The sequence below is a fragment of the Amycolatopsis sp. NPDC051061 genome (assembly GCF_040682935.1).
Taxonomy (GTDB): domain Bacteria; phylum Actinomycetota; class Actinomycetes; order Mycobacteriales; family Pseudonocardiaceae; genus Amycolatopsis.
The window spans coordinates 1-1,562 of record NZ_JBFBBZ010000148.1 but is presented as its reverse complement, the minus strand read 5'-3'; the positions used below and the strand labels follow the sequence as shown (position 1 = coordinate 1,562).

At 32.5% G+C, this 1,562-nt stretch carries 2 protein-coding genes; both read left to right on the top strand.

The features are described from left to right. Nucleotides 1-90: 90 nt before the first annotated feature. Complete coding sequence (locus tag AB0N03_RS52325; RefSeq protein WP_276612253.1) at nt 91-930, top strand: ABC transporter ATP-binding protein; 840 nt, start codon at nt 91-93, stop codon at nt 928-930. Next, on the top strand, nt 917-1,562 hold a 646-nt coding region (locus tag AB0N03_RS52320), incomplete at its 3' end, for a hypothetical protein (protein ID WP_364388990.1). The genes AB0N03_RS52325 and AB0N03_RS52320, both read left to right, overlap by 14 nt.

The window sequence follows — 1,562 nt, the reverse complement described above, 5'->3', positions numbered from 1 at the left end:
CGGCGGAGAAGCGCAAGCGATTGCTGTCCTGGGTCGAGAAGCTGAGGCCGAGACCGTCGATTAAGTAAGAGGATTGATGGTAATGTTGTTTTGAAACATATTAATTTATCCATCCCTCTAGGAAGTATTTTTGGAATTGTGGGAAGAAATGGATCTGGTAAAACCACTTTATTCCGTACGATAGCCAGTCATTATTTGATGGATGAAGGAATGGTATCAATTGATGGTCAAGATATTAACAAAGAGGTTAGTCTAAAGAATGATATTTTTTTCCTTGATCCTCAATATCAACCATTAAATAAAATGAGATTACGAACAATTGAGAGTTATTTTTCTCTATTATATCCTCTTTTTGATAGTAAGAGATTTTTGGAATTGATCGAAAAACATCAATTACCTGATGATCAATTTCAAAAATATTCCAAAGGGATGCAATGCTTACTCCTCGTTATTATTGCGCTTTGTTCAAATTGTTCCTATATTATCTTAGATGAACCTCTTGATGGGCTCGATGTTATCGTACGGAAACAGGTTGTTGATTTAATGATCGATGCAATCAGTGATCGAGAGAGAAGTATTATTTTAGCTTCACATAATTTGAATGAGTTGGAAAAGCTAGCGGACCAAGTCGCTTTTATTAAAGAACACTCTATTGTTTCTATATTGAATCTTTCTACAGTAAAAATGTCAATCTGTAAACTTCAGATTGCTTTTAAAGACTATGAATTACCTCAGTTTATCAAACAAGAAGCGAAGCATATTACTCATGAAGGCCGAGTAAGCACAGTGATTTTTGAAAATTATAGTGATGAACTTATGGAACGAATAAACAATTGTGAACCACTACTGATTGAAGAACTTCCTTTAACTTTAGAAGATATTTTTATAAGCAAGTTTTCAGGTCATGAGATGACTGATGAAAGAGAGTGAGGAAAGAATGGATAACAAAAAATTGAACAAAATTACTTGGAAACGAGCCAAACCAATCGTTTTAAGTTTAGGAATACTGTTAATATTAATCTCTGTTTTTATTGGATTTAACTCCACAAAAAATTGGCATAGAGAGCAAAACTTTATCCATTCTCAAGAGGCTAGAGACCAATATAATTCATACCTTGCTGCACAAAAAACTGAAGAGGATGATGTAAATAAAAAATATAAAGAAACAAAAGATTACCAAGGAAGTGTCGATTATGCAGAGAACCAGGACGCAGGAATTTTTCTGAAATTTGATTCTAAAACTGGTAAGTTTCATATTCAATCACAGACTTTTAAAGAATTTTACGGTTATATAAGGGCCAAATTATTTTACACGCGAAGTGCGCTGGACTTAACTAATTTTAGATATTTGTTTACGTCCAGAAACGTGTTTCGTGGTTTTACTCTTATTAGCTTATTTTTCATTGTTGCTGGATTTTTAGTATCCTTCTTAAATTACAAGACAAATTTTTTACAGATTTTATTTTCGTCTGGGTATAAAAGAAAACAAATTTTAAAAAGCAGTATATTGACGTCGTTAATTCCTTTATTATTAATGGCAATTACTGCTGTTAGCATTAATT